This is a genomic window from Streptomyces sp. NPDC093801 (genome assembly GCF_040701585.1).
Classification (GTDB): Bacteria; Actinomycetota; Actinomycetes; order Streptomycetales; family Streptomycetaceae; genus Streptomyces.
This window is the reverse complement of sequence record NZ_JBFBDP010000048.1, coordinates 1-26,037: the sequence shown is the minus strand read 5'-3', so window position 1 is coordinate 26,037 and position 26,037 is coordinate 1. Positions and strand designations below refer to the sequence as shown.

Genomic DNA, 26,037 nt, shown 5'->3' with positions numbered 1-26,037 from the left:
CTGCCGGCACCGCCCCGCGCGTGGCCGCGGGCCGATCGCCGGGAGTGGCCCATGGCCGTCGCCGTCGTCCTGTTCACCTCCGACCTGCGGGTGCACGACCACCCGCCGCTGCGAGCCGCGCTGGAGGGCGGCCGGGAGATCGTGCCGCTGTTCGTGCGCGACCCGGCCGTGGACCGGGCCGGCTTCGCCGCGCCCAACCGGCTGGCCTTCCTCGCCGACTGCCTCACCGACCTCGACGCGTCCCTGCGCAGCCGCGGCGGCCGGCTCGTCGTGCGCACGGGCGAGACGGTGGCGCAGGTGTGCCGGGCCGCGCGCGAGGCGGAGGCCGTCGAGGTGCACACGGCGGCCGGGTACACGGCGTTCGCCCGGGCCCGGGAGACCCGGCTGCGGCGCGCCCTGCAGGCGCAGGGCTGCCGGCTCCTGGTCCACGACGCGGTGAACACCGTGGTGCCTCCCGGCGCCCTCACGCCCCAGGGCTCCGACCACTTCGCCGTCTTCACCCCCTACTTCCGGCGCTGGAGCACCGAACCGCTGCGCACCCCGTGGCCCGCACCCCCGGTGCTGCGCGTACCGGCCCTGCTGCGATCGGAGGAGCTGCCGAAGCGTTCGGGGCAGGCCGGTCTGTCGCCGGGGCTGGCCGCCGGCGGCGAACGGGAGGGGCGCGCACTGCTGCGGTCCTGGCTGTCGCACCACGTCGGGGAGTACGAGGAGCGGCACGACGACCTCGCGGGGGACGCCACCTCCCGGCTCTCGGCCCACCTGCACTTCGGAACGGTGTCGGCGGGCGAGGCGGTGTACCGCGCGCACGGGCACGCGGGCCCCGGCGCCGCGGCGTTCATCCGCCAGCTGTGCTGGCGGGACTTCCACCAGCAGGTGCTGGCAGCCCGCCCGGACTGCGCCGGCCGGGACTACCGCAGCCGCGAGGACCGCTGGCGGCGGGGCCGGGAGGCCGAGGAGGACCTGCGGGCCTGGAAGGAGGGCAGGACGGGCTACCCGGTGGTCGACGCCGCGATGCGGCAGCTCGCCCACGAGGGCTGGATGCACAACCGCGGCCGGCTGATCGCCGCCTCGTTCCTGGCCAAGACGCTCTACGTCGACTGGCGCGAGGGCGCCCGCCACTTCCTGGGCCTGCTGGTGGACGGCGATGTGGCCAACAACCAGCTCAACTGGCAATGGGTGGCCGGCACCGGAACGGACACCCGGCCCAACCGGGTCCTCAACCCGGTGCTGCAAGGCCGCCGCTACGACCCGGACGGCGCGTACGTCCGGCGCTGGGTCCCCGAGCTCGCCGGACTCGACGGCGCGGCGGTCCACGAGCCCTGGCGCCTCACCGGACTCGAACGGGCGGCCTTCGACTACCCGGATCCCCTGATCGCCCTCACGGACGGGCTGGCCCGGTTCCGGCACGCCCGCGGAATCCACTGAGGCGGCCACCGAGAGCCCGATTCAATGCGCAACCGATGCGAGTTGATCCGGCGGCCGTGATCCCGGGAGGCTGAACACGTCGCGTCCACCGGCTCCGGAGGCACCTCCTTCCGTGCGCGGGGGACCCCCGCTCCGGCGGGCGCGACCCATCGCGGACCGGAGGAGGAGGCGTCATGGCGGTACCGACGGCTCGCACCGGGAGCACCGCCCGCCCGGCGGGCGCCCGAGCGGACGAGGCGATCTCCGACGGGGCGGTCCCGGACGGGGCGGTCCCCGACGAGGCGGTCCCCGACACGGCGATCGCCGCGCTGCTGGTCCAGGACGACGAACGGTGGCTGCCCCTCGCCCACCGGCGCTGGAGCCGCCTGGTCCACGCCCACGCCCACCGGGCCCTGGGCGACTGGCGCGAGGCGGAGGACGTCGCCCAGCAGGTGTTCGTCGCGGCGTGGCGCGGGCGGTCGGGCTTCCGCCCCGACCGCGGCACGCTGCCGGCGTGGCTCCTGGGGATCACCCGCCGCAAGACGGCGGACGCGCTCGCCGCACGGGCCCGGCGCCTGGACGTGGTGGCCGCCGCGACCGCCCTCCCCCTCCCGGACGACCCGGACGCGGCCCCCGAGCGGGCGGTCGACCGGATCGTGGTCGCCCGGGAGCTCTCCCTCCTCCCCCGGCTCCAGCGCGAGGTGCTGGCCCTCGCCTACTACGCCGACCTCACCCAGGTCCAGATCGCCGACCGCACCGGCATGCCGCTCGGCACCGTCAAGAGCCACGCCCGCAGGGGCATGCGCCGGCTCAGGCTCCGCGCGGCCTCCGCCGCCGGGGAAACCGGGGCCGGGGCCACCGGACCCGTCCCGGCCGGCCGCGGCACCGCATAGCCCGACGCACACCGGGCCCGGCCGGAAGCGTTCCCCGGGCCCCACGACACCAGGGGGTGGAGAGGTTGGAGCGACCCGGCATCGCGGTGGTGGGAGCCGGAGTGTCCGGTCTGACGGCCGCGTACGTCCTGTCCCGCACCCACGACGTGGTCCTCTACGAGGCCGACGGGCGCCTCGGCGGCCACGCGCACACCCACCGGCTTCCTGCGGCGGGCGGCGGGACGGTCGGCGTGGACACCGGGTTCATCGTCCACAACGAGCGGACCTACCCCAGCCTGCTGCGCCTCTTCCGTGAACTGGACGTGGCCACGCAGGACTCCGAGATGAGCATGTCGGTCCGCTGCGACGGCTGCGGCCTGGAGTACGCCGGCGCCCGGGGCCCGCGCGGGCTGCTCGGCGGCGGGAACCTGCTGCGCGGCCGCCACCTGCTGATGCTCGCCGACGTACCCCGCTTCCACCGCGCCGCCCGCCGCCTGCTGGCCGCCGGCGACACGGCCCCGACCCTGGGCGGCTTCCTGCGCGAGCACCGCTTCCCGCCCCACTTCGTCAGCCACTTCGCCGTCCCCCTGGTCGCGGCCGTCTGGTCCTGCGCGCCCGACACCGCCCTGCGGTACCCGGCCGCGTACCTCTTCCGCTTCCTCGACCACCACGGCCTGCTGTCGGTGACCGGCTCGCCCCGGTGGAAGACCGTGACCGGCGGTTCGGGGGCCTACGTGGAGCGGGTCGCCAAACCCCTCGCCTCCGTCCGGACCGCGACGCCCGTCCGCAGGGTCGTCCGCGGAGCCGACGGCGTCCGCGTGTTCACCGAGGACGGGGAGTCGTCCGCGCACGCGGCCGTCGTGATCGCCGTCCATCCCGACCAGGCCCTGCGCCTGCTGGCCGACCCCACCGAGCGGGAGCGCCGCGTCCTCGGCGCCTTCACCTACTCCCGCAACCAGGCCGTGCTGCACCGTGACACCTCGCTGCTGCCCCGCGGCCGGCACGCCCGGGCCTCGTGGAACTACTGGCTCCCCTCCTGCTCGGCCCGTCCCGGCTCCGTCCAGGTCAGCTACGACATGAACCGGCTCCAGCGCCTGCCGGACGGCGAGCCGCACGTCGTCACCCTCAACCCCGGCGAGCGGATCGACGAGACCACCGTCCTGGCCCGGATGACGTACGAACACCCCGTCTACACCACCGAGTCGGTCGCGGCGCAGCGCCTGCTGCCGTCCCTGAACGACCGGGTCACCGCCTACGCGGGCGCCTACCACGGGTGGGGGTTCCACGAGGACGGGTGCCGCTCGGGCGTCGAGGCGGCCGGGTCCCTCGGGGTTGCCTGGTGAGCCCCCGCCCCGCCCCCGCGGCCCGGACCCGGGAGGCGTCCCGGCTCCCCGCCCTGTACGCGGTCGAGGTGCGGCACACCCGTGTGACGCCCTTCAGGTACGCGCTGGCCCACCGGACCTACCTGTGGCTGGTCGACCTGGACCGGCTCCCGGTCCTGCCCCGCGTCCTGCGGCCGCTCGCCCGCTTCGACGCACGGGACCACTTCACGGGGGACGCCCCCGGCCTGCGCGCCGCACTCGACGCCCACCTCGCCGCGCACGGCGTGGACGGCGCGGACGGGCAGGTGGTCATGCTGGCCCACGCACGCGTCCTCGGGCACGTCTTCAACCCGCTGACCCTGTACTGGTGCCACGACCGGGCCGGCCGCCCCGTCTGCGTCGTCGCCGAGGTCCACAACACCCACGGGCAGCGCCACTGCTACCTGCTGCGCCCCGACGGCCAGGACCGTGCCGAGGTCGCCAAGGACTTCCCCGTCTCCCCGTTCTTCGGCGTCGAGGGCGGTTACCGGATGAGGCTGCCGCTGCCCGGCGACCGGCTGGACCTGACCGTCCAGCTCTGCCACGGCGACGGTTCGCGCCCCCTGACCGCGACCGTCCGCGGTATCCGCCGCCCGGCCGGGACCCGCGGTCTGCTCGCCGCCGTCCTGCGCCACCCCTGGTCGACCCTGGGGGTGTCGCTCGCCATCCGGCGGCACGGGATCCGCCTCTACCTCAAGGGCCTTCCGGTCCTGCCCCGGCCCGCCCCCCCGGCCCACCCCGTCCAGGAGGACGCGCCGTGACCCTCACCCTCCCCCCGCCTCCCCACGACCGGAGCCGCACCGGACGCCACCTGGTCGACGCCGCCGCGTGGCCGGACGTCGCCCGCCTGCCGCGGGCCTCGGCCCTGCGCACCGCCGTCGCCCGCCGGATCGTGGAACGCGCCCTCGCCCGCCTGCCGCTGCGGGTGCGGACCCCGGGCCGCGCGGCCGTGGTTCCCGGACAGCCGCGCGCGACGGCCGCGCCCGCCCCGGTCCTGGTGCTGCACGACCCCGCGGCGTTCCACCGCCGGATCGGCGCGGACGGACTGATCGGCTTCGGCGAGTCCTACATGGCGGGCGAGTGGGACAGCGACGACCTGGTCGGCGTGCTGACCGTCCTCGCCCTCCACGTCGACGAGCTCGCACCCCCGGCGCTGCGCCGCCTGCGCCGCGCGTGGAACCACCGACGGCCCGCCTCGGACCTGAACACGCCCGGCGGGGCCCGCCGCAACGTCCGGCGCCACTACGACCTGTCCAACGAGCTCTTCGCCGCCTTCCTCGACCCCACCCTCACCTACTCGTCGGCCGTGTTCGACTCCCTCCCCGCCGACGCCGCGGACCTGCCGGCGGCCCAGCACCGCAAGATCGACCGGCTCCTCGACCTGTGCGGGACCGGACCGGGCACCGGCCTCCTGGAGATCGGCACCGGATGGGGCGAACTGGCCGTCCGCGCCGCCCGGCGCGGCGCCCGCGTCCGTACCGTCACCCTCTCGCGGGAGCAGCGCGACCTCGCCCTGCGGCGCGTCGCGGACGCCGGTGTCGCCGACCGGGTCCGCGTCGAGCTGTGCGACTACCGCCGGATCGACGGGGTCTACGACGCGGTCGTGAGCGTCGAGATGATCGAAGCCGTCGGCGCCGCGTACTGGCCCGCCTACTTCGGCGCCCTGCGGAGCCTGCTGGCCCCCGGCGGACGTGTCGCGCTCCAGGCCATCACCATGCCGCACGCACGCATGCTGAACACGGCCCGCACCCACACCTGGATCAGCAAGTACGTCTTCCCCGGGGGCCTCATCCCCTCCCGGGAGGCCCTCGTCCGCGAGAGCGCGCTCGCCGGACTGCGGATCGTCCAGGACCGCGGCTACGGCGACCACTACGCCGAGACGCTCCGGCTGTGGCGGGAGGGCTTCCTGCGCGAGTCCGCCGCGGTCGCCGCCCTCGGCTTCGACCGGACCTTCCGCCGGATGTGGGAGTTCTACCTCGCCTACTCCGAGGCCGGCTTCCGCTCCCGCTACCTCGACGTCCGCCAGCTCGCCCTCGCACACACCGGGCCGGGGCCGGCATGACGGCCGCACGCCGCCACCCGAAGGGGCCGCCGCCGTGACCGCCGTCGACGCCGGAGCCGTCGCCACCGTCCTGGCCGCATCGGCCGCCACGGCGCTGGCCGTCATGCTGCTGACGTTCGCCGTCGCCATGGTCAAGGGCGTCCACCGGATCGTCGACAGCGCCTGGGGGCTGGCCTTCGCGGCCGTGGCCGTCGTCGTCTGGTTCCTCTCGGCCCCCTACGGGGACCCCGCGCGGCGCACCGCCGTGGCCGCCGCCACCCTCGTGTGGGGTCTGCGCCTCGCGGTCCACATCGCACGCCGAGGACGCGGACACGGGGAGGACCCGCGGTACGCCCGCATGCTCGCCCGGGCCCCGGGCAGCCCGGCCCTGTACGCCCTGCGCACCGTCTACCTCCTCCAGGGCGCCCTGGTCTGGCTGGTGTCCCTCCCCGTGCAGGCGGCCGTGCTGCTGCCGCAGCCCCTGGACGCCACGGCCGTCCTGGGCCTCGCCGTGTGGGCCGGCGGGCTGTTCTTCGAAGCGGTCGGAGACCACCAGCTCGCCCGGTTCAAGGCCGATCCGGCGCACCGGGGACGCATCATGGACCGGGGGCTGTGGGCGTGGACCCGGCACCCCAACTACTTCGGTGACTTCCTCGTCTGGTGGGGCCTCTACCTCACGGCCTGCGCCACCTGGCAGACGGCGGCCGCCACCCTCGTCTCCCCGCTCGTCATGAGCGCCCTCCTCGTCAAGGGCAGCGGCAAGCGGCTGCTGGAGGCCCACATGGCGGACCGCCCGGGGTACGCCGCCTACCAGGCCCGCACCAGCGGATTCCTTCCCCGCCCTCCGCGCCGGTCGACGAGCGGCGGAAGCGGGCGGCCGGGCGGCCCGGCGCGGTGACCTCAGGGGCGGGACGGCACGCCCCCTCCGGTACCGGGCGCCGGCCCGTCGGCCTCCTCCACGGCACCGGTGCGCGCATAGAGCGCGGCGATGAGGTCCAGGGCCTCGCGCAGCCCGTGGGGACGCACCATGCCCGCGGTCAGGGCCCGTACGGACCAGCCGGGGCCCGCGAGCAGGACCAGGGGCGCGGTCCGCGCCCCCTTCAGGCCGAAGGCCGTGGCCGCCATGTGCCGGGCCAGGGCGGCGTCCGCGGTCGAGCGGGACTGCGACCACAGCACGACCGCCGCCGGACCCGACCGGCACACCGCCGCGCGCAGCGCCTCCGCGGGCACGGCGGCGCCGAACATCCGCGTCGGCAGCCCCCGCTCGGCGAGCCCGGCCGCCAGGGCCTCCAGCGGCAGGGTGTGCTGCTCCCCGGGCAGGCAGGCCAGCAGGACGGGGGCGGCGCCGTGGGCCGAGGCGCGGGGCGCCGTGACCGCGGCCCGCCTCAGCGTGGTCGACACGTGCCAGGACAGCAGGTGTTCCACCTCGACGTAGCGGTTGTCGGTGGCTTCCCATTTGCGGCCCACGGCGTGGAGGGTCGGCACCATCACCTCGTCCCAGGCCGTCACCAGCCCGTGGGTGTCCAGCGCCTGCTGCAGCAGGGCCTCCATGGCGGGCCCGTCGAGCCGCACGGCCGCGCGCGCCAGTCCCCGGCACTCCTGGCGGACCTCGCCGAGGGGCAGCCCGTTGCCCGAGCCGGGCTGACGGGTCCGCCGCGGGCCGCCCGACGGCGCGTGCGCTCCGTGCGGTTCCGGCGGCGTGTGCGGCGGTCCGGGGCGGACGTCCTCGTCGGGCCCGCGGCGCACGGCCAGCGCGGCCCGGGCCGCCTCGGCGGGCGGTATGCCCGACGAGGTGAGCCGGCACATCTCCTCCAGCATGGCGACGTCCTCGGGCCTCCACCGCCGGTGCCGGCCGTCCTCGCGCACCGCGGGCCCGATCCCGTACCGCTGCTCCCAGGAGCGCACGGTGGTCGGCGAGACTCCCAGGCGCCGTGCCACGGCGCCCGTCGAGACACCGAGGACCGCTCCGGACATGCCCCCATCGTACGATGCGCGATCGATGCGAGTCCGGGAGCGGCCGATCCGCGGCCCCGGTCCGCCGGGTACCGCGCAGGGGTGCGTCCGGGTGACGGGCCGGGTCCGGGCACCCCCGGAACCGCCGTCCGGGCGGGGGGTCAGCCCGCGGCGCCCGCCGGTGCTTCCAGGCCGCGGGCGGTGATCAGCTGGGCGGTGCCGTCGGCGAGGCGGTAGGAGAGGCCCACCACTGCCACCTCACCGGTCTCGACCCGCTCGGCGAGCAGGCGGGAGCGGTCCAGCAGCAGGTCGACCGTGTGCCGTATGTGCTCGGCGATGAAGTCGCCGTCCTCGCTGTAGCCGGCGGCCCGGGCGGCCAGCACGCTCGGGGTCACGCGCTCGATCACGTCCCGTACGAACCCGCCGGCGGTGGCGCCCTCCTCCACCGCCGCCCGCGTCGCCGCGACCGCGCCGCAGGCGTCGTGGCCGAGGACCACGACGAGCGGGCAGCCCAGCACGCTCACGCCGTACTCGATGCTGCCGAGGACCTCCGTGCCGACGACGTGGCCCGCGGTGCGCACCACGAAGAGGTCGCCCAGGCCCCGGTCGAAGATGATCTCGGCGGCCAGCCGGGAGTCGGCGCAGCCGAACAGGACGGCGAACGGCGTCTGCGCGGGCGCGATCTCCGCACGGCGGGCCGCGTCCTGGTTGGGGTGCACGGGGGCACCGGCGACGAAGCGCTCGTTTCCGGCGAGGAGTGTCGCCAGGGTCTCCTGGACGTTCATTCGATCAGCGGTCATGGCCGCAGACTACGCGGAATCGGGCCGCCCAGCCGTGTGAGGAAGATCCCCCCGGCGGTGGGCGGCGCTCGCCCCGTCGGCCGGTCCGCCGGACCCGGGGGTGCGGCGGACCGGCCGACGGGCCGGGACCTGTCAGCTGTCGGAGCGGAACGCCCCGTGGACGCGCAGGTCGCCGTTGACGGAGACCTGGCCGTCGTTGGTGTGCACCACCCAGGCGCCGCCACCGCGGACCGAGAGGTGCGCGTTGGCGTTCACCTTGCCGTGGAAGGCCGACTCCCCCTGGACGCGCAGGTCGCTGTTGAGGGACACCTTGTCGTCGTCGGTGTGCACGACCCAGCCGCCCGCACCGCGGACCGACAGGTGGCCGTTGGCGTTCACCTTCCCCTCGAAGAGGGCCTCCCCGCCCACGGTGAGGCCGGCCGCGGCGGAGAGGGCCCCGCCGACCGCGAGGTCGCTGCGCGCCTCGACCCGGCCGTGGACGATCAGCCGCGGGGGACCGTCCTGCGTCTCCAGCACGTCGGAGACGGTCAGGCCGCCCTGGAGGGTGAGCCGGTCCTTGACGAGGGCCCGGTGGGTGACGAGGTCGTTCAGGTCCGCCTTGTCGGCGGCGACCGTCCCCCACTGGCGGCTTCCCGCGCCCTGGAACACGTTGATCCCGGCGGGCGGGAACTCGATCCAGCCGTCGTCGGACGAGCGGCCCTGCACCCACTTGGTGTTGACGCCGTTCAGGTCCGCCTTGTCGGCGGCGACGGTCCCCCAGGCCTCGCCGCCGTCCTTGCGCACGTCGACGCCGGACTGCGGGAAGTCCAGCCACCCCTTGCCGGCGTCGCGGTCCCCCACCCAGGGGGTGTTCACACCGTGCGCGGCCCGGACCTTGTCCGCCGTGACGGTCCCCGCGTCGCTCCCCCCGCCGTGGCCGACGAGGATCCCGTCGGACGGGAACCGGATCCACCCGGCGCCGGTGTCCCGGCCCCGCACCCACGCGGCGGTCACGGTGTCCACGTCCGCCGTCGCCGCGACCACCGCCCCGGGCGCGCCCGCGTCGTCACGCACCTCGGCGCCCTTCCGGGTGAACGTGATCCGGCCCTGCTCGGCCGTGCCCCCGACCCACGGCGCGCGCACCCCGCCGGTGGCGGTCACGCCCTCGAACTCGGGGCTGCGCAGATGGACGGTGGTGGTGAGGTACGACCCCGGACGCTGCGAGCCGGGGACCTTGGCCAGCAGGGTGTAGGTGGCGTCCCGTTCCGGCTCCTGGCCCGGCTGCGGGCTCCACTGCCAGCCGCCCTGGCCGCCGTTCGGCGGGACGGTCTCCAGCAGGCCGTCCGGGCCCTGGATCTGGTAGACGAGGCTGTCGGGGCCGTCCCAGCGCAAGAGGACGTCCTGCCCGGCGGCCAGGAGGGACTCCTCGGCACGGAAGTTGCGCGGCACCCTGGACTCCTGCTTCAGCAGGCTCAGGGTGACGGGGTACTTCTGCACCAGGACACCGCTCGCGGCCCGCTCCGTCACGTGCAGCAGGACCAGCCCCGGCCGGGCGGAGACGGGGAAGCCGTCCAGCACCAGGGCCATGGAGCCGGCTTCCTGGAAGTACGTGTTGGGCCGGGCGGTCACGGTGAGGATCCCGGTGCTGCCGTCCCAGACGACGCTCGGGTCCTCCCCCGGCCTCGTCGCGGTGTTCTGCTCGACCCGTACGCCGATCGTCTTCGGGTCGACGGTCAGGTCGCCGTCGCCCTCGCCGACGGGCACGCGTATCTCGACGGAGTGCCAGATCACGTCGTTGAACGTCGGATTGGAGACGACGATGTGGACCGTGCCCCGGGATTCCTCCCCCGCCTCCGGTACCTGGAGCGGCGCCGGGTCGGTGAGGATGTCGTAGTTCAGAGAAGCCACCGCTGAAGACCCCCTGTTTCTGGCGTGCGAACGCGCGCCCGCGCCGGACGCGGCCCCCACAGCACAGCATCGGCCCGATGATCCGAACGCCGCATTCGGCCGGAGGGGCGCGAAACCGCCTGACACTGGCCGAATCGGAAAGAACGGGCCGGCCGTGGCCGTGCGGGCCGTGCCGTACGGGCGGCGGCGCCGTGGGGTCACCGGCCCCCGGTCAGGGCCTGCGGCAGGGTGTGCAGGAGTTCGAGCCGGCGTTGTACGGCTTGCGTCGCGCCCGGCCGCCGCCCCGGGACCCGGCGGCGCAATGCGACCAGGCGCGGTCCGAGTTCGCGGGCCCGCGCCGCGTCGCGCACGGACTGCCACTGGTGGTGGGCCCGGTCCACCGCGGCCTCCACGTCCGGGTCGTCCGGGGCCTGGCTGCGGGTGAGCCGTGCGTCGACCGCCGCCATCCACAGCTCGCAGCTGCCGGCCGCGTCGCCCGCGAGGCGGGCCAGGTCGGCCCGCACCTCCAGCCACTGGACCGCCTGGGCGGACCCGGGGCCGTAGCTCTGCACCGCCCAGCCCTCCCACCGCGCGGCGAGCGACGCCGCCTGGTCGTGGTGGCCCGCGCGTGCGGCGGCGAGGATCGCGGGGAGCGGGTCGCCGGTCGCCTCCGCGCCGGCCTGCGCCCTGCGCGCCGGGACCGGGGCGGAGTCGGCCTCCGCGGTGAGGAACAGGGCGCCGGGGTCGGCGACTTGGGCTGCGGCCTTCGCGTGGAGCTCGGCGAGCGGCGGTGTCAGACCGCTCCGCCAGATGCTCGCCACGGCCTGCAGGTAGACGGGGTCCGCGACCCGCTGACGGCGCGGCGGTGGGGCGATGCGGCCGTAGATCGGGATCCCGTGGCCGAGGGTGAGTCCCTCCGCGCCGATCCGCTGCCAGGTGTCGGCCGTCGCGACGAGGTCGACGAGGAGGGTCGTGCTCCCCGGACGGCGCGGCTTGAGCTCGCTCGCCAGCCACGCCCACGGAAGTCCCGTGTAGCGCAGGGTGGACGGGGTCGTTCGGGCGAGGGCCATGTGGATCGCGCGCTGCCGGGTGTCGAGCTGGAGCTGGCCCGCGAGGAGCAGGGTGAGGGGGCCCGCGGTCGCCGCGGCGGCGCGGACGCGGGTGAGGACGGTCTGCTGGTCGGTGGGATCGGCCAGCTCCACGATGGTCCCGGCGGCGGTGCGCGTGAGGGAACTGGGCGGGCACGCCGCCAGCGTGGACAGGACGCGGGCGGCGTCGACCAGTCGGCCCTTGCCCACGGGGGCGGCCGCCAGGAGCAACGCGGTCCCGGGTGCATTCGTCTCGCCTGTGCTCACACCAGCACGGTACGCCCTCAGGGGCGGCGCCGAGGCATATGAAGATGATCACATGGGATGCGGGGCCGCCACCGCGTCCCGCCTCTCGGACGACCGGCCCGCCCGGCCGGATCCGAAAGGCACGGCCTAGGCTCCCGGGCATGGAGACGGACGCGCAGTGGGCGAAGTGGAACGGGCTGCGGGGACGGGTCCCCGCGTGGCATCCCGTCGGCGTGGTGGTCGCGTCCGACGGGCCGGTCGTGCGCCGGCACTACGGGACGCACGGCACGGTCGAACACGCCCCGCTCGCGCCCGGCGAGGACGTGACCGAGCTGGTGCGCAGGCAGCGGGCGGCCTTCGCCGAGCGCGGCGAGCCGGTGGAGTGGAAGGTGTACGGGCATGATTCGCCGGGCTTGGCCCCGGCTCTGATCGCGGCGGGCTTCACCCCCGGCTGGGACCGTTCCGTATTGATCGCCGGCACACTCGCGGGAGCGGGACCGCAGGACCAGCGAGAACCCCGCGACGGGGTGCACGATGTGTACCGGGCGCGGGGCCAGGCCGACGGGACCTGGAAGATCGCTGTCGGATCGCCCGGCCCGCACGCGGTGCCCTACGCCGAAATGATCGCGGACGGCTCCTCGGACGAGGGTGACGTCCTGATCCAGGTCCTGCTGGAGGACGGTCTGGCCACCGCGGCCGGCTGGGCCCACGCCGACGAGCAGCCGTTCACCATCGTCGGCGGCCTTACCCGTCACGATGAGGACTTCGTCCGGGCCTGCACCGACCGATGGCGCCGTGACAGCCGGCTTGGCCGCCCCCTCCTCGCCGAGGCCGACGGGCCACTGCGCGCCAGTCTCCTGGAGGCCGGCTTCACCGAGGCCACCGCCGTGCGCTCCTACCACTGGCACCCGCCGGGTCGCCCCGAAGCCACCCGTCCGGCCCGGTTCCTCGACTGGCTCCACGACGACGGGCCGCTGTGGGACCGCTTCTGCGCGGACTTCGACTTCAAGCCCGGCACCACCTACCGGCCCGCGATCACGGAGCCGTCCCCGTCGGCCGTGTGGAACCTGCACTCCCACCACCGGGCCGTCCCGGACCTCCCCGCGGAACTCGACGCCGTCGTCCAGCGCGGGCTGCTCGCCGCCACCCGGCCCGGGGAGTTCGTGTACTGGCTGGACTGGCAGCACGACGGCTACCGCTACGACCCCCGCCGCACCGGCGTGCCGGGCCGGCCGCCCCGCCCGGGCAAAGGCACCTACCCCAACGGCGACTACTACCTCCACGTCACCCACGACCTGCGCCTGGGCACCTTCGGCCACCCCTGGGAGCAGACCCTCACCGTCTGGGGGCCCGCGCTCCTCCCCGCCGTCGAGGGCGAACTGACCGAACTCCTCGGAGCACCCGTCAGACGCCGGGACTGAGCGCGCCCCCCGGCCGCCGGCCCCGCGCTGCTGGCGTGCCGTCGGCCGGGCGGGCCGGGACCCGCCTACGAGCCGGCGCCGGCCGCGCGCTCGGGCCAAGGGACGAGCCCGCGCCCGGGCCGGTCCGCCCGGCAGGGCGGCCGTGACAGCCCTGTGACCGGAATTGTGGCTTCGGTCACGGCTCGGCAGCCCGCGGCCCTGGTGGAGTGACCCGATGCGGAAAACCACTCCCCTTCTGCCGGCCCTCGCCTCGGTCCTGCTCCTCACGGCGTGCGGGACCCAACAGGCGGGCGCCCCCGGGGCGTCCGTCACCGCCCCGTCGCAGGACGCTGTCCGGATCACCTCCGTGACCGTCCCCTCAGGCGCTCCCGGCTCCGGGATCTCGGCCGCCTACGAAGTCACCAACGGCGGTGCCCAGGCCCTGACCTACACGGTCCTCTTCGACTTCACCACGGACGCCGGCGAGGTCATGGACAACACCCGCGAGACCGTGCGCGCGGTCGGCCCCGGCGCGACCGTGCGCGGCACGGTCCGGCAGGCTCCCGGCCCGGGATCGTCCCGGGCGACCCGGGTCAAGGTCTCCCGGGTGACGAAGGTTCCCGCCGCCGAGGCGCCGCCCGCGTCCGGGGAGTGCCCGCCGTCCGGCATCCGCATCACCACGGACGAGGGCGACGCCGCGATGGGGCTGCGCGTGGTGGGCCTGCACCTGGAGAACTGCGGGAAGGGCGACTACCCGCTCGACGGCTACCCGCTGCTGGAGCTGCTGGACGAGGACCGTGCGCCCGTGCCCGGCATCCGGATCGTGCAGGGCAGCGGCGGCATCACCACCGGCACCGGGTTCGACGACCCGGCCCGCCCCCTGGTCCTGAAGCCGGGCGAGAGCGCCGTATCGGGCCTCATGTGGCGCAACACCACCGATTCCGGGGACCCCGTGAACGTCCCCTACGTCAGGGTGCGGGCCCGGCAGGGCGCCGATCCGGTCATGGTGACGCCGCAGCTCGATCTCGGCACCACCGGGAAACTCGCCGTCCGCGCCTGGACGCGCCCGTCGGCGTAGGACGGCGCGACCGGTCCCGGCGGAAGCCCCGGCCCGGATCCTTCCCGCGGGCGCCGGGTGGTGGGGGGCTGTCAGTGCCGGGTGGGACCCTGGGCGCGTGCTGATCGACGGATACGACGACGCCCCCCTCGTCGCGGCGGAGGACCTGCCGGCCCTGCCGGGGTTCTGGGCCGCCTACCTGCTGTGGATGTGCCAGACCGAGGACAACGAGCCGGATCCGCTGTGGTTCGGCGCCGACGAAGCCGACACGGACGCGGCGTACGAGGCCCTGACGGCGCGGGAGCGCTGGCCGGTCTTCCGCATCCCGTTCGGCGACGGCCACACCGTGGTCGTCGTGGGCCGCAACTTCGAGGACGAGCCGGGGACGGAGTACTTCGTCTCCCACCCCGAGTGGGACCGGCACGGCCACCTGGCCACCATCGACGGGCACCAGGCCGGCCCCGGCCTGTCCTGGCGCGAGCTCACGCACATCGCCGGCACACCCGACCCCGGGGCTCCCGGCGTCCAGGCTCCGTCCGTCCGCCTGCTGCTCCTGCTTCCGGCCCTCGGCGACCGCGACCTGCCCGCCGACGCGGTCGGGCGGGTCGCCGGAGCGCTCGTCGAGGTGGGCGTCCCCGGATCCGGAGCGCAGGGGGTCGCGGAGGCCCTCCTGCACGACCACCCCCTGTGGGAGCCGGCGGAGTGGACCCTGCCCTCACCCTCCCCGCTCTCGGGCGCCGGGCAGCAGTTCCCCGGCATCCTGTCCTGCGACGAACCCGGCAGCCCCCGGTACGGAGTCCGCCTCGCCCGGGGAATCACCCGCGAACACAGCGACCGCCTGTCCCACGCCCTCGGCACCTGGCCCACCCCGTGACGGCCCGCCCCGCCCGGAACCTCAGCCCGGGCGCTGGCCTGCGGCGTCGGGGGACGCGGGGCCGGCCCCGGTGGCGGGAGTGACTCGGGCGGTCCATGACCAGGGTTCCCGGGGCGGCTCCCAGTGCACCTCGACGTCGGTGGCGTGGAAGTCGCGCGCGAGCCCCGTCGCCATCACCGCCGCCGCGGCCCGAGCGTCGTGCGGGTCGGTGTCGGCGGGCACGTCCAGGCCCCCGCAGAGCATCCCGCCTTCCCTGGTGAGGAAGCTGATGCGCCGGCCGTCGGGCGTCGCCAACAGGACGATCCCCTCCGGGATCCCCCAGCAGGGTCGCTTCTTCTCCTTCGTGCGCCTCGCCATGCCGCCATCCAACACCGTCCGCGGAGGGACGCGTCCGCCGGTGTGGCGTGCAGCCGGGCACGGTCGTCCACCACGTCGCCCCCGCGTGTGACCAAATGATGATTCCTTCGTTGTCCGCAGCGTGGGACAACGTCAAGGATCCGGAGCCGGGCTGCGCCAGGCTGAGGCGATCATCGTCGAGCGCTACCCCCAACTGCTGCGTCTGGCCTACCTGGTGCTGCCGCAGGACCTCGACCGGCACACGCGGCTGCTGCGCGCCCACCGTGCCGTCCAGCACTCCCTGCGGGGCGCGGGGCGCCGGGCGCGCCAGGGCGGGGATCCGCTGGCAGCCGTGCGGGCCCAGGTGGTGCGGCGCGCGGCCGGGCGGCGGCGCGGGCCGTTCCCGCCGTGGGTGTGGGGGCTGCGGATGTGGCCCACCGCCGAGGGGCTCGACGACGCGGCGCGCGGGCTGGCGGGGCTGTCCCCGTACGCCCGCGCGGCGCACGTGCTGTGCCGTTACGACGGGCTGGACGGGGACACCGCGGCGGAGGTGCTCGCGCAGGCCGGAGCCGGTGATCCGGGCGGCGCGGTACGGGCGGCCCTCGCGGCCGGTGCCGGACCGGGGCCGGAGGAGGGGCCTTCCGGGGGCACGGGCACCGACGCCGGGTCCCGGCCCGGCAGAGAAACGATCTTGCACCCGGCCGACGTCCACACCCGTCCCACCGACCTGCTGCTGCGCCGCACCCGCGTCCGCGCCGCCTGGGGCATCGCCGCCGTCCTGCTGCTGGCCGCCGGGCTGACGCGGGCCACCGTCGCCGGGCCGGAAGCCGGGCTCGCCGTCGCCTACGCCGGAGCACCCGCGGCCCGCTCCGCCCTCGATCCCGCGCGCCTGGTCCGGGTGCCCGCGCAGGCCTGGGCCGACACCGGCCGGGTGGACTTCACCGCCTGGCCCGCCCGCGGTCCGCGCACCGGGGACCGGCCCCTGCTGGCGCGGGCCCTGGGCACGTGGGCCGCACCGCCCTCCGGCACGGCCGTCACCGTCGCCCCTTCGGCCTCGGCGGAACCGCCGGGGCAGCCGCCGCAGTTGCTGTTCGCGGGCGAGCCCCGGCCGGGGACGGCCGTGGTCGTGTTCCTCGACGCCGACCGGGTCGTGCGCTACACCGAGCAGGGCCGCCGCCGGAGCCTGGACATCGCCCGGACCGACGGCGCCGACGTCACGACGGCGGCCGCCGTCACCCTGACCCGGGACGGGGGCACGGCCCGCCGGCTCCTCGCCCCGTGGATCGCCACCGCCGGGGTCCGGGACCTCTCCGCCCCCGCCACCGCCGCCCGGCCCCTGCCGATCGGCCCCGACGGGACGGTCACGACCGACTTCCCGCCCGAGGACGCGGCCCGGCAGGGGCAGGACGCCGGTGCGGGGGACGGGAGGTGCGGCCCGCGTCCCGTCCTGGAGGTCGCCTCCTCGCCGCGCATCGTGGAGAAGCACGCCTTCCTCCTCGCCGACCGCGGCGGGCCGCTCCCCGTCCACCTCACCTACACCCCGCCGGCGGACGGCGCCGACGCGCCGCCGGCCCGCCAGCCCCGCGAGGCCACGGGGCCCGCCGCCCTGGCCCGCTGGGCGCAGGAGGCCTGCGCGCTGGACGCGGTGGACGGGCGGGCGGTCCGGTCGGTCAACTTGTGGGACTTCGCCGTCACGGAACTCCCCGAGACCCCCGGCCGGGCCGTCTGGTCCTGTACCCGCGCCACCCGCTGGACCGGGCAGGGCGACGTCCAGATCCGGCTCCGTCCGCCCGCGGGTGCCTCGGTGGCCGTGGCCCGGGCCCGCTCCACCGCCGCCTGCGGACGCTTCGGGCAGCACGTCCTCGCGACGACGGTCTGGCGCGCCCCGTCCGGCCGCGCCTACCAACTGGCCGCGGGAAGCCGGGAGGTGGCGGAGATCGACGCCACGGGATCCCTGCGGTCCCGTACACCCGGCCGCACCCTCGCCGTCCCGGCGCCGCCGGCCCCCGCTCCCCCGGCCACCCTCACCGCGACGCTGCGCAGCGGCGCAGTGATCACCGCCCTGGACTCCCGGGGCGGCGGCCGGGACTGAAGGAGACCACCGGGCGGTACCCGTCGTGGCACCGGGCCTCGGGGTCCTGACGACGCTCGCCGCGGAGGGCCGCACGTGAGCATGGCCGGCCGGAGCCCCGAAGGAGGTGGGGACCCAGTGGCGATCTGCGGCCCCGTGGGCGCGCTCGCCACCTGGTACGCGGCACGCGGCGGCGTCGTCTCCCCGCGGTGGGCGGCCCTCCTCGTCCCGGCGGTGGACCCCGTACCGGGCCGGCTGCCGGCACCGGGGAGGACGGGGGATGCCTGATCCTTGGGGCATGCGTGCCGCCCGCCTGATCCGCATGGCCCTCCTCGTCCAGTCGAGCCCCGGCCTCACCGCCGCCGCCCTCGCCCAGGAGCTGGGCGTCTCCCAGCGCACCGTGATCCGGGACGCGCAGGCCCTCCAGGAGGCCGGGGTGCCCGTCCGGTCCGAGCGCGGACGCACGGGCGGCTACCGCCTGGCGCCCGGCCACCGGACGCGGCTGACCTCCCTCCATCCCAGCGAGGCGGAGACGCTCTACCTCTCCGGTCTGCCCGGGGCGCTGCGCGACCTCGGGCTGTCGGGGCCCGCGGACACGGCCCGGCTGAAGCTGTCGGCCACCCTGCTGCCCTCGCTGCGGGCGGCGGCCGAATCCTCGGTGCGCCGGTTCCACCTCGACGCCCCGGCCTGGTTCCGCGAGCCGTCGGCGCCCGAGCTGCTGCCGGAACTGGCCCGCGCCGTGTGGTCCGACCGCACGGTCGAGCTGGAGTACGCGCGGCCCGGCCGGGACGGCGCGGCGCCGCGCGGGGTGGGCCGGCTGCTGGAGCCGTACGGACTCGTCCTGAAGGCGGGGGTGTGGTACGTCGTGGGCCGCGTCCCGCAGGCGCGGCCGGGACGGGACGGCGCCTGGCGCACCTATCGCGTCGACCGGGTCACGGCGCTGTCCCCGGCTCACGGCGCCGCCGAACCCTTCGTCCGCGACCCGTCGTTCGACCTGGCCGCGTACTGGCAGGAGCACGCCGCCGGGTTCGCCCGGGCGCTGCTGCGCGCGACCGCCACGGTACGTCTGACGCAGGCGGGTCTGCGGCGCCTGCCCTCCGTGGCGGATCCTGCGGGCGTGGAGGGCGCGCTGGCGTCCGCGTCCGCCCCCGACGCGGCCGGGCGGGTGACGGTCGATCTGCCGGTGGAGTCGGAGGAGGTCGCCTTCGCCCAGCTGGCCGGGCTGGGTGCGGACGTGGAGGTGCTGGGACCGCCGGGCCTGCGCGCCCGCTTCCGCGAGAACGCGCAGGCCTGTGCCGCCCTGTACGGCGCGGAGCCGGAGGGTCAGCGGTAGTCGTCGGGCGTGCCGTCCCTGCCGCCGTACACGACGTCCTCGAAGTACGCCCAGGCGTCCGGCCGGCTGCCGTCCACGTCCCGTACGCCGTAGACCCTGGCGAGCTCGCCGCTGGAGGCGGACTTCCCGTTCCAGCGGGCGGCCCGGTCCGGGTCGGCGGCGAGGGCGGCGACCGCGCGGGCGAGGTAGTGCGGCGACTCGGCGATGGCGAAGGCCGGCTCCTGGGCGATGGCGTCGCGCCAGTTGTCCTCCGTCACGCCGAAGTGGCTGAGCATCTGCTCCGAGCGCAGGAAGCCCGGGGTGACGGCGATCGCCGTGCCCCCGTACTCCTCCAGTTCCCGGCCCAGACCGAAGGCGATCCGGATCGGGGCGTTCTTCGCGAGGTCGTAGTAGAGGTTCTCGCGGTAGCGGCGGTTGGAGCGTGCCGTGCCGTCGGTGACCTCCACGTGCAGCGGCGCGTCCGAGCGGACCAGGAGCGGGAGGGCGAGCGCGGCGGTGATCACGTGCGAGCGCACCCCGAGTTCCAGGACGCGCAGTCCGTCGGCGAGGGGGGTCTCCCAGCTCTTCTTGCCGAAGATGGAGGGGGCCATGAGGTGCTCGCCGCCCCAGAGGTCGTTGACGAGGATGTCGAGCCGTGCGTGGTCGCGGTCGATCCGGGCGACGAGGGCCCGTACCCGGTCCTCGTCCAGGTGGTCGGTGGGCACGGCGATGCCGGTGCCTCCGGCGGCCGTGACCAGTTCGGCGGTCTCCTCGATGGTCTCCGTGGTCCGGCCGACCTCGCTGACGTGCCCGCGGGTGGTGCGGCCGGTGACGTAGACCGTGGCGCCGGCCCGGCCGAGTTCGACGGCGAGGGCACGCCCGGCGCCGCGGGTGGCCCCGGCGACGAGGGCGATCCGGCCGGCGAGCGGGCGGTTCCGGTCGGGGTGCTGGGTGTCGGTGTCCTGGTTCATGTCTCCACGGTGCACGCCAAAGGTGACAGTTCACGGCACCTTTTCCCGCGACTTCCGCGCGACTTTCCGCGCTGCCTCCGCCCGACTTTCCGCGCGACTTCCGCCCGGCCTCCGCGCGACCTTCCGTCCGGCCTTCGCGCGACCTTCCGTCCGGCCTGCGTGCGGCTTTCCGTCCGGCCTGCCCTGCGGCTTTGCGCCCGGCTTTGCGTCCGGCCGGGCGGGCCGGGCCAAGCAGGCCGGCCGGCCGGGCCGGGCGGGCCGAGCAGGCCGGCCGGGCCGGGCGGTATCCGCCGGAGACACCGGCCCGTGGCAGTCCGGCGGGGTCTCCCGTGCCGCCCGGGAGAATCACCCCATGCGCATGGTGATCATCACGACCGGTTCACGCGGGGACGTCGCCCCCTACACCGGGCTGGGGCGGCGGTTGCTGGAGGCGGGGCACGAGGTCGCGGTGGCCGCCCATCCGTCGTTCGCCGCGCTCGTCGGCGGGTGCGGTCTCGGCTTCCGGCCGGTACCGGGAGACCCGCAGGGGCTGATCCGGGACTGGGCCCGGGCGGCGTCACGGGACGAGGTCCGGGCGCTGACGAGGGCGTACGCGGACGGCATCGCCGACGGGGTGGCCGGGGTGGTGGCCGGCGGGGCCGACCTGCTGCTCACGGCCTCCGGTCCGGCCCCCCTCGCCCGGACGGCCGGGGAGGCGCTCGGCGTCCCGGTGATCGGCACCTACCTCGTACCGGCCCACCCCACCGGCCGGTTCGCCCTTCCCCCCGCGCGCAGCACCGGCCCGAGGGGGCCGGAGGACAACCTCGCCGCGGGCCGGGAGGTGGTGAGGCGCGCGGAAGACGTCTTCTCGGGTGCCGACACCCGGCTGCGGGCCCTCCTCGGGCTGCCCGCCGGGGCACCCGCGACCCGGCCGGAGGTCCGGCCCGTCTTCCACGGCTTCAGCCCGCTGGTGGTGCCGCGACCCGCGGACTGGCCCTCCTGGGTGAAGGTGGCGGGCTACTGGTGGCCGGCCCGCCCGGACGGCTGGCAGCCCCCGGCCGACCTGGTCGACTTCCTCCGGGCGGGCCCGCCCCCGGTGTTCCTCGGATTCGGCAGCATGGCGGTGGGGCAGGGGGAACGGCTCGGCGAGCTGGTGGCCGGGGCGGTCCGGCGGGCCGGTGTGCGGGCGGTGGTGCAGGCCGGCTGGGCCGGGTTGGACGGGCGCGGCGCCGACGTCCTGGCCATCGGCGACGTCCCGCACGACTGGCTGTTCCCGCGGACGGCCGCCGTCGTCCACCACGCCGGGGCGGGCACCACCGGGGCCGGGCTGCGGGCGGGCGTGCCCGCCGTGCCCGTCCCGGTCATGGCCGACCAGCCGTTCTGGGCGTCGCGGCTGGTCGAGCTGGGGGTCGCACCCCGCGTCCTGCCGTTCCGGGAGCTGACCGCGGCAGCCCTCGGGGCAGCGATCACGGACTGCCTGTCCGATCCGGCCCACCGCCGCCGCGCGTCCGCACTCGCGCGCGGGATCGCCGCGGAGGACGGCGCCGCCCCGCTGCTGGCCCATGTCGGCCCGGCGTTCGCCGGCTGACCTCCGCAGCCCGGAGGGCGGGGACCCGCTTCCCGGGAGCCCGGGGCTCAGCGGGCAGGAGTGGACCCCCTCGGCGGGACGGCCGTGCAGAAGACGCCCGCCCGCCCCGCCGCCGCGGCGCCCGCCGCGGCCCGGCCGGGAAGGGCCGGGTCCGGGGCGGCCCGCAGGAGCAGCAGCTCGTGGTAGAGCGGGGCCGTCGCCGTGACCAGGAGCGCGCGGGCGTCCACCGGGCCCGGGAGTTCACCGCGCGCGGCGGCGCGGGTGACGACCTCCGCGCAGCGGGCGTAGCGGTCCTCCCAGAAGCGGGACAGGGCGCCGGCCGCCTCGGCCGAGCGGAAGCCCGCGGCGATCAGCGCCGTGGTCAGGCCGGTCCCGCCGCCCGCCAGGGCCTCGTAGACCTCCTGGTTGAGTGCGGTGAGGTCCCCCTCCAGCGATCCGGTGTCGGGCGGGCTCCACGCGTCGTCCGACGCGGCGTCGAGCAGGTCCGCCAGCAGACCGCCGACGTCGCGCCAGCGCCGGTAGACCGTGGTGCGGTGCACGCCCGCGCGTTCCGCGACGGCGTCGACGGCCAGCCCGTCGTACCCGCCCTCCACCAGCAGATCGCCCGTCGCGGCCAGGACCTGTGCGCGGACCCGGGCGCTGCGGCCGCCGGTCCGGCGCCGCAGCGGCGCCGGATCCCGATCGACCGGATCCCGATCGTCCCCGTGGCCGAAATCCTCGCTTGCGTGTGCGGTGGCATCCATGGAACGATCTTAACGCAACATTCGTCGCAATAAGGAGTCCTCCGATGGTTCTCACCCGTACCTCCCTCCCTTTCTCCCCCTCCGCCCTCCCACCCTCGGCCGAACACCCGGAGCCGCAGCATGACCGCACAGCTCACCGCGCTTGACCTCTGCATGTCCTACGGGGGCCGCCCCGTCCTCGACTCCGTCGACTGCTCCGTCCCCGACGGCACCCGCCTCGGGATCGTCGGCGAGAACGGATCGGGCAAGTCGACCCTGCTCCGGCTGCTCGCCGGGATCGAGCGCCCCGACCGCGGCACGGTCACCGTCCGCGCCGGCGGCGGCATCGGCCACCTCGCCCAGGAGGAGACCCTTCCCGCCCGGCTCACCGTTCAGCAGGTCGTCGACCGCTCCCTCCCGGCGCTCCGAGCCCTGGAGGAGCGGATGCGCGGGCTCGAGGAGCGCATGGCGGACGGCGACACCGGCGCCGAGGTCCTCGGCTCCTACGCCGACCTGCTCACCGCCTTCGAACTGCGCGGCGGCTACGACGCCGACGCCCGCACCGAACGCGCCCTGCACGGCCTCGGACTGCCCGGGCTGCCCCGCGACCGCACCGTCGGCGAGCTCTCCGGTGGCGAACGGGTACGGCTGCGGCTGGCCGCGCTGCTGGCCTCCGCCCCCGGGGTCCTGCTCCTGGACGAACCGACCAACCACCTCGACGACGCCGCCCTGACCTGACTGGAGGACCACCTCCGCGCCCGCCGCGGCATCACCGTCGCCGTCTCCCACGACCGGCGGTTCCTCGAACGCGTCGCCACCTCCCTCCTGGAGGTCGACGGCGACCTGCACCGCACGGTCCGCTACGGCAACGGCTACGCCGGCTACCTCGCCGGGCGCGCCGCCGATCGGCAGCGCCGCGCCCGGGCCCACGCCGACTGGTGCCGTGAGGTGGACGGGCTGCGGGAGTCCGCCTCCGTGACCGCCCGCCGGGTCGCCCCCGGCCGGGCCGCGAAGGACGGCAACAAGATGGCGTACGACCGCGCGGCCGGGCGGGTGCAACAGTCCCTGGCGAGCCGGGTCCGCAACGCCGAGGAGCGCCTGGCGCGGCTGCTGGCCCGCCCGGTCCCGGCACCGGCCGAACCGCTGCGCTTCACCGCCGTGCCCCTGGCCACCGCCGGCGACGGCCCGGGCGGCGCGGCCCTCGCGGCGAACGGCGTGTCGGTGGCGGGCCGGCTGGCGCCCGTCGACCTGACCGTGCCGGCCCGCGGCCGGATCCTGGTCACGGGTCCGAACGGAGCCGGCAAGAGCACCCTGCTCGGCGTCCTGGCCGGCACCCTCGCCCCCGACCGCGGGCAGCTCGTCCGCCGCGCGCGCACCGGCCTGCTGGCCCAGCACACCGCCGTGGCACATCCCCGCCGGACCCTCCTCGAGGCCTTCGCCGCAGGCCGCGCGGGCACTCCCGGAGATCACGCCGAACGGCTGCTGTCGCTCGGCCTGTTCGCCCCGGAACGGCTCACCGCCGAGGTCGGCGCCCTGTCGGCCGGCCAGCGGCAGCGTCTGGCCCTGGCCCGGCTGGTCACCGAACCGGTCGGCGTACTGCTGCTGGACGAGCCGACCAACCACCTCTCCCCCGCACTGGCCGAGGAACTGGAGGAGGCGCTCGCCGCGTTCGCGGGCGCCGTGGTCGTGGTCAGCCACGACCGCAGGCTGTGCGCCCGCTGGCAGGGCGACAGGATCGCCCTCCGCGCCCCCGACCCGGCCCTCGCCGCGTCCGCGTGAAGCGCTCCGCGTGACCTCCCCGGCGCGAACCCCTCCGCGTGAACCCCCTCCCTTCCCCCCTCCCCGCAAAGGTCTCCGCATGCCCTCCGCCGGCTCCGCCCGCCTGATCCACACCTACGCCCTCCCCACCGCCGGCTCCGGCCCGTACGCCCTGGCCGTCGGCCCCGACGGCAGCGTCTGGTGCACCCTGGTGCACGCCGGACGCATCGCCCGCCTCGCCCCGGACGGCCGGATCGACGAGTTCCCGCTGGACTCGCCCGACTGCGGCCCGACCCTGATCACCGCCGGGCCGGACGGCGCCCTGTGGTTCACCCGCCACCGCGACCACCGGATCGGCCGCATCACCACCGGCGGCCGGGCCCGCTCCTACGCCCTGCCGGGCTCGGCCCCGGGACCGTACGGGATCACGGCCGGGCCCGACGGAGCGCTCTGGTTCACGCTGCTGAACGCCGGGGCCGTCGGCCGCATCACCCCGGACGGCGAGGTCACCGAGCACCCGCTCCCCGTCGGCGACTCCTTCCCCTCCTTCCTCGCCACCGCCCCCGACGGCGCACTGTGGTGCACCCTCAACCAGGAGCACGCCCTGGCCCGGATCGCCGTGACCGGCGCGTCCCGGCTGTTCCGGCTGCCCACGGCCGGTGCCGCACCGGTCGGCCTGGCGGCAGGGCCGGACGGCGCCCTGTGGTTCGCCGAGATCGGAACGGGCCGGATCGGCCGCCTGGACCCGGACGGGCCGGGGTTCACGGAGCACCCGCTGCCGGACGCCCGGTGCCGGCCCCACGCGGTGACGGTCGCACCGGACGGCGCCTGCTGGTTCACCCAATGGGCGACCGGGCGGATCGGGCGCGTCACCGCCGACGGGCGGCTCACCGAGTTCCCCCTGCCGGACCCCGCGTGCGAACCCCACGGCCTCGCCTTCGGCCCCGACGGCACCCTGTACGTCGCCCAGGAGACGGGCGACGTCACCCGCTGGGACGTCACTGCGGCCGCGCACGGCTGAGCCCCGCGTCCCGCACGCGTCCGCCTCGCCCCGCGGGGCGGGTCCGGCCGAATTCCATTCATCATGCACGTACCGCGTGCCACGATGTGGCGCACGACACCGACCACCTGCCCCAGCACACCGACACGAAGGAGTCCGTCCCTTGACCACAGACCCCAGGCGGGGTGCCGGCCCGCGGATGTTGGCGGCCCTGGTCGCCGCCCTCTGCGCCGCCATCGCCACCACCGCCCTCGGCGCGAGCCCGGCAGCGGCCGCCGACCAGCGCCGCCCGGTCTACGCCATCGCGCACCGCGTCGACACCCTGGCCGGCGTGGACGCCGCGCTCAAGCACGGCGCCAACGGCATCGAGATCGACGTCTGCGCCTGGTGGAACCCGAACGAATGGCGCGCCTACCACGACTGCTCCTCGGCCGGTGACAACCGGCTGGGCCCGAGCTTCGACGGCATGATCGACCGCATCGTCTCCCAGGCCGCCGCGGGACACCGGCTGGCGCTCGTCTGGCTGGACGTCAAGGACCCGAACTACTGCGGGGAGCAGGAGAACCGCGGGTGCAGCGTCGCCGGACTGCGCGACAAGGCCCAGCGGCTGACGGCTGCCGGGATCCAGGTGCTCTACGGGTTCTACGAGTACCACGGCGGCAGCACCCCCGACGTCGGCGGCCGGGGCTGGAAGAGCCTGGAAGGCAGGCTCGGCCCGCTGGAGGGCATCACGACGACCGGCACCCGCGACCGGGTGCAGGGCGCGTTCGACCGGTCCGGCTCCGGGTTCCCGGCCGGGCACCGGGTGATGGACTACGGCGACAGCGACATCACCAAGGGCTTCGGCAACTGCACGGAACCCACCTACTACACCTGCGCCGAACTGAAGAAGGGCGCCGGGGACCGCGACGCCGGGCGGCTCGCGGCCACCCTGTCCTGGACCACGACCTACAACGATCCGTGGTACGTCGACAAGCTCCTGGGCGACGGGCGCGTGGACGGCATCATCGCGGGCTACGGGGCCTTCACCGGAGTGCGCGAGTACGACGACGCCTGGCAGTGCGCCAACGCCGTCGGCCTCGTCCGCGACTGGGTGGACCGCCACGGCGCCACCCACCGCATGGCCACCCCCGGTGACCGCCTGTTCCGCTGAAACGGCCCCTCCACGCAAGGACGCCCGGCCGGGAGGTTCCCGTCGGGCGTTCCGATGCGTCTGCTGTGCTGCTTGTACCGCTGTGCCGCTGGTGGCTTAGTACCAGTGGTTGGCCTGCCAGAAGTTCCAGGCGCCGACCGGGCTGCCGTAGCGCTCGTTCATGTAGTCCAGGCCCCACTTGATCT

Annotated in this window: 22 protein-coding genes and 2 pseudogenes; 16 read left to right on the top strand and 8 right to left on the bottom strand. The window is 76.1% G+C overall.

Translation table 11 applies throughout. The features are described 5' to 3' along the window. Positions 1-51: 51 nt before the first annotated feature. From AB0469_RS36765 to AB0469_RS36740, 6 genes are all read left to right on the top strand, one after another. Positions 52-1,425 (top strand): deoxyribodipyrimidine photo-lyase, encoded by a 1,374-nt coding sequence (locus tag AB0469_RS36765; RefSeq protein ID WP_366455912.1) that lies wholly within the window; start codon positions 52-54, stop codon positions 1,423-1,425. A 173-nt stretch (positions 1,426-1,598) separates the two neighbouring features. Continuing rightward, positions 1,599-2,297, top strand: coding sequence for a sigma-70 family RNA polymerase sigma factor (locus AB0469_RS36760; protein WP_366455911.1), 699 nt, complete (start codon positions 1,599-1,601; stop codon positions 2,295-2,297). A 65-nt stretch (positions 2,298-2,362) separates the two neighbouring features. Next, the gene (locus AB0469_RS36755; RefSeq protein WP_366455909.1) at positions 2,363-3,619 is read left to right on the top strand and encodes an FAD-dependent oxidoreductase; all 1,257 of its coding nucleotides are present in this window, start codon (positions 2,363-2,365) and stop codon (positions 3,617-3,619) included. Continuing rightward, positions 3,613-4,398: a DUF1365 domain-containing protein gene (locus tag AB0469_RS36750; RefSeq protein ID WP_366455944.1), complete on the top strand. Its 786-nt coding sequence runs from the start codon at positions 3,613-3,615 to the stop codon at positions 4,396-4,398. The genes AB0469_RS36755 and AB0469_RS36750 overlap by 7 nt, the downstream gene beginning before the upstream one ends. Next, positions 4,395-5,699 (top strand): cyclopropane-fatty-acyl-phospholipid synthase family protein, encoded by a 1,305-nt coding sequence (locus AB0469_RS36745; RefSeq protein ID WP_366455908.1) that lies wholly within the window; start codon positions 4,395-4,397, stop codon positions 5,697-5,699. The genes AB0469_RS36750 and AB0469_RS36745 overlap by 4 nt, the downstream gene beginning before the upstream one ends. 34 nt (positions 5,700-5,733) lie before the next feature. Beyond that, positions 5,734-6,576 (top strand): DUF1295 domain-containing protein, encoded by an 843-nt coding sequence (locus AB0469_RS36740; protein WP_366455907.1) that lies wholly within the window; start codon positions 5,734-5,736, stop codon positions 6,574-6,576. A gap of 2 nt (positions 6,577-6,578) precedes the next feature. Here the strand turns inward: AB0469_RS36740 and AB0469_RS36735 are convergent, their stop codons facing one another. The 4 genes from AB0469_RS36735 to AB0469_RS36720 all read right to left on the bottom strand — a co-directional run bounded on the left by AB0469_RS36735 (position 6,579) and on the right by AB0469_RS36720 (position 11,652). Then, complete coding sequence (locus AB0469_RS36735; protein ID WP_366455906.1) at positions 6,579-7,652, bottom strand: MerR family transcriptional regulator; 1,074 nt, start codon at positions 7,650-7,652, stop codon at positions 6,579-6,581. A gap of 140 nt (positions 7,653-7,792) precedes the next feature. Beyond that, positions 7,793-8,431: a carbonic anhydrase gene (locus tag AB0469_RS36730; RefSeq protein ID WP_366455905.1), complete on the bottom strand. Its 639-nt coding sequence runs from the start codon at positions 8,429-8,431 to the stop codon at positions 7,793-7,795. A 132-nt stretch (positions 8,432-8,563) separates the two neighbouring features. After that, positions 8,564-10,318: a hypothetical protein gene (locus tag AB0469_RS36725; RefSeq protein ID WP_366455904.1), complete on the bottom strand. Its 1,755-nt coding sequence runs from the start codon at positions 10,316-10,318 to the stop codon at positions 8,564-8,566. A gap of 197 nt (positions 10,319-10,515) precedes the next feature. Further along, positions 10,516-11,652 (bottom strand): hypothetical protein, encoded by a 1,137-nt coding sequence (locus AB0469_RS36720; protein ID WP_366455903.1) that lies wholly within the window; start codon positions 11,650-11,652, stop codon positions 10,516-10,518. A 140-nt stretch (positions 11,653-11,792) separates the two neighbouring features. On the opposite strand from AB0469_RS36720, the gene AB0469_RS36715 reads away from it, so the two are divergent. The 3 genes from AB0469_RS36715 to AB0469_RS36705 all read left to right on the top strand — a co-directional run bounded on the left by AB0469_RS36715 (position 11,793) and on the right by AB0469_RS36705 (position 14,962). Beyond that, complete coding sequence (locus AB0469_RS36715; protein WP_366455902.1) at positions 11,793-13,052, top strand: DUF2716 domain-containing protein; 1,260 nt, start codon at positions 11,793-11,795, stop codon at positions 13,050-13,052. Between the two features lie 214 nt (positions 13,053-13,266). Further along, a complete protein-coding gene (locus tag AB0469_RS36710; RefSeq protein WP_366455901.1) occupies positions 13,267-14,109 on the top strand; it encodes a DUF4232 domain-containing protein in 843 nt (280 codons plus the stop codon). 97 nt (positions 14,110-14,206) lie between these two features. Further along, entirely contained in the window at positions 14,207-14,962 is a 756-nt protein-coding gene (locus tag AB0469_RS36705; protein ID WP_366455900.1) for a hypothetical protein, read from the top strand. 21 nt (positions 14,963-14,983) lie between these two features. Here the strand turns inward: AB0469_RS36705 and AB0469_RS36700 are convergent, their stop codons facing one another. Then, entirely contained in the window at positions 14,984-15,319 is a 336-nt protein-coding gene (locus AB0469_RS36700; protein WP_366455899.1) for a hypothetical protein, read from the bottom strand. Positions 15,320-15,440: 121 nt separating this feature from the next. Between AB0469_RS36700 and AB0469_RS36695 the strand changes: the two genes are divergently transcribed. The 3 genes from AB0469_RS36695 (at position 15,441) to AB0469_RS36685 (ending at position 18,702) form a co-directional block, all read left to right on the top strand. Then, positions 15,441-17,390: a hypothetical protein gene (locus tag AB0469_RS36695; RefSeq protein WP_366455898.1), complete on the top strand. Its 1,950-nt coding sequence runs from the start codon at positions 15,441-15,443 to the stop codon at positions 17,388-17,390. Positions 17,391-17,507: 117 nt separating this feature from the next. After that, entirely contained in the window at positions 17,508-17,657 is a 150-nt protein-coding gene (locus tag AB0469_RS36690; RefSeq protein WP_366455897.1) for a hypothetical protein, read from the top strand. Between the two features lie 10 nt (positions 17,658-17,667). After that, complete coding sequence (locus AB0469_RS36685) at positions 17,668-18,702, top strand: WYL domain-containing protein (protein ID WP_366455895.1); 1,035 nt, start codon at positions 17,668-17,670, stop codon at positions 18,700-18,702. Here AB0469_RS36685 and AB0469_RS36680 read toward each other — a convergent pair. Further along, positions 18,693-19,652 carry an SDR family oxidoreductase gene (locus AB0469_RS36680; RefSeq protein ID WP_366455894.1) on the bottom strand — a complete coding sequence of 320 codons (960 nt, stop codon included), beginning with the start codon at positions 19,650-19,652 and terminating at the stop codon, positions 18,693-18,695. The genes AB0469_RS36685 and AB0469_RS36680 overlap by 10 nt on opposite strands. A gap of 352 nt (positions 19,653-20,004) precedes the next feature. On the opposite strand from AB0469_RS36680, the gene AB0469_RS36675 reads away from it, so the two are divergent. Further along, entirely contained in the window at positions 20,005-21,219 is a 1,215-nt protein-coding gene (locus tag AB0469_RS36675) for a glycosyltransferase (RefSeq protein WP_366455893.1), read from the top strand. Between the two features lie 47 nt (positions 21,220-21,266). Here AB0469_RS36675 and AB0469_RS36670 read toward each other — a convergent pair whose 3' ends face one another. After that, a complete protein-coding gene (locus tag AB0469_RS36670) occupies positions 21,267-21,962 on the bottom strand; it encodes a TetR/AcrR family transcriptional regulator (RefSeq protein WP_366455892.1) in 696 nt (231 codons plus the stop codon). Positions 21,963-22,082: 120 nt separating this feature from the next. On the opposite strand from AB0469_RS36670, the pseudogene AB0469_RS36665 reads away from it, so the two are divergent. The 3 genes and pseudogenes from AB0469_RS36665 (at position 22,083) to AB0469_RS36655 (ending at position 25,852) form a co-directional block, all read left to right on the top strand. Then, positions 22,083-23,720 (top strand): annotated as a pseudogene (locus AB0469_RS36665) (ATP-binding cassette domain-containing protein). Positions 23,721-23,799: 79 nt separating this feature from the next. Next, positions 23,800-24,720: a virginiamycin B lyase gene (locus AB0469_RS36660; protein WP_366455891.1), complete on the top strand. Its 921-nt coding sequence runs from the start codon at positions 23,800-23,802 to the stop codon at positions 24,718-24,720. Between the two features lie 142 nt (positions 24,721-24,862). Continuing rightward, entirely contained in the window at positions 24,863-25,852 is a 990-nt protein-coding gene (locus AB0469_RS36655) for a phospholipase (RefSeq protein ID WP_366455890.1), read from the top strand. Between the two features lie 96 nt (positions 25,853-25,948). On the opposite strand, the pseudogene AB0469_RS36650 reads toward AB0469_RS36655, so the two are convergent. Beyond that, positions 25,949-26,037: pseudogene (locus AB0469_RS36650) on the bottom strand (lytic transglycosylase domain-containing protein); the annotation flags it as partial.

Coding starts and splice junctions, on each gene's coding strand:
- AB0469_RS36765 (WP_366455912.1), top strand. CDS start 52: ATGGCCGTCGCCGTCGTCCTGTTCACCTCCGACCTGCGGGTGCACGAC.
- AB0469_RS36680 (WP_366455894.1), bottom strand. CDS start 19,652: ATGAACCAGGACACCGACACCCAGCACCCCGACCGGAACCGCCCGCTC.
- AB0469_RS36675 (WP_366455893.1), top strand. CDS start 20,005: ATGCGCATGGTGATCATCACGACCGGTTCACGCGGGGACGTCGCCCCC.
- AB0469_RS36715 (WP_366455902.1), top strand. CDS start 11,793: ATGGAGACGGACGCGCAGTGGGCGAAGTGGAACGGGCTGCGGGGACGG.
- AB0469_RS36700 (WP_366455899.1), bottom strand. CDS start 15,319: ATGGCGAGGCGCACGAAGGAGAAGAAGCGACCCTGCTGGGGGATCCCG.
- AB0469_RS36735 (WP_366455906.1), bottom strand. CDS start 7,652: ATGTCCGGAGCGGTCCTCGGTGTCTCGACGGGCGCCGTGGCACGGCGC.
- AB0469_RS36685 (WP_366455895.1), top strand. CDS start 17,668: ATGCGTGCCGCCCGCCTGATCCGCATGGCCCTCCTCGTCCAGTCGAGC.
- AB0469_RS36670 (WP_366455892.1), bottom strand. CDS start 21,962: ATGGATGCCACCGCACACGCAAGCGAGGATTTCGGCCACGGGGACGAT.
- AB0469_RS36730 (WP_366455905.1), bottom strand. CDS start 8,431: ATGACCGCTGATCGAATGAACGTCCAGGAGACCCTGGCGACACTCCTC.
- AB0469_RS36760 (WP_366455911.1), top strand. CDS start 1,599: ATGGCGGTACCGACGGCTCGCACCGGGAGCACCGCCCGCCCGGCGGGC.
- AB0469_RS36660 (WP_366455891.1), top strand. CDS start 23,800: ATGCCCTCCGCCGGCTCCGCCCGCCTGATCCACACCTACGCCCTCCCC.
- AB0469_RS36710 (WP_366455901.1), top strand. CDS start 13,267: ATGCGGAAAACCACTCCCCTTCTGCCGGCCCTCGCCTCGGTCCTGCTC.